This is a genomic window from Cobetia sp. 1CM21F, assembly GCF_023161745.1.
Lineage (GTDB): Bacteria > Pseudomonadota > Gammaproteobacteria > Pseudomonadales > Halomonadaceae > Cobetia > Cobetia amphilecti.
Genome location: NZ_JALNTQ010000014.1, coordinates 1 through 691, shown reverse-complemented (window position 1 = coordinate 691; position 691 = coordinate 1). Strand labels below are relative to the sequence as shown.

Genomic DNA, 691 nt, shown 5'->3' with positions numbered 1-691 from the left:
TGGATGAGCGGTAGAGGAGCGTCGTGTAAGCCAATGAAGGTGGATTGAGAAGTCTGCTGGAGGTATCACGAGTGCGAATGCTGACATGAGTAACGATAAGGGGAGTGAAAAACTCCCCCGCCGGAAGACCAAGGTTTTCTGTTCTACGTTAATCGGAGCAGAGTGAGTCGGCCCCTAAGGCGAGGCGGAAACGCGTAGTCGATGGGAAACGGGTTAATATTCCCGTACCGGATGTGGTTGCGATGGGGGGACGAAGAAGGCTAGGTGAGCCAGGCGTTGGTTGTCCTGGTGAAAGCATGTAGGCCGAGGAATCAGGCAAATCCGGTTCCTCTGAGGTCGAGATGCGAGACGAACTGACCACGGTCAGGAAGTCATCGATGCCACGCTTCCAGGAAAAGCCTCTAAGCTTCAGATCACATGCGACCGTACCCCAAACCGACACAGGTGGTCAGGTAGAGAATACCAAGGCGCTTGAGAGAACTCGGGTGAAGGAACTAGGCAAAATGGCACCGTAACTTCGGGAGAAGGTGCACCGGTTCGAGTGAAGGACTTGCTCCGTAAGCTCCTACCGGTCGAAGATACCAGGTGGCTGCAACTGTTTATTAAAAACACAGCACTCTGCAAACGCGCAAGCGGACGTATAGGGTGTGACGCCTGCCCGGTGCCGGAAGGTTAATTGATGGGGTTAGCT

General features: G+C 54.1%; 1 rRNA gene. It reads left to right on the top strand.

What is annotated here, in order from left to right:
• Window positions 1–691, top strand: a 23S ribosomal RNA gene (locus MSG32_RS17890); the annotation flags it as partial.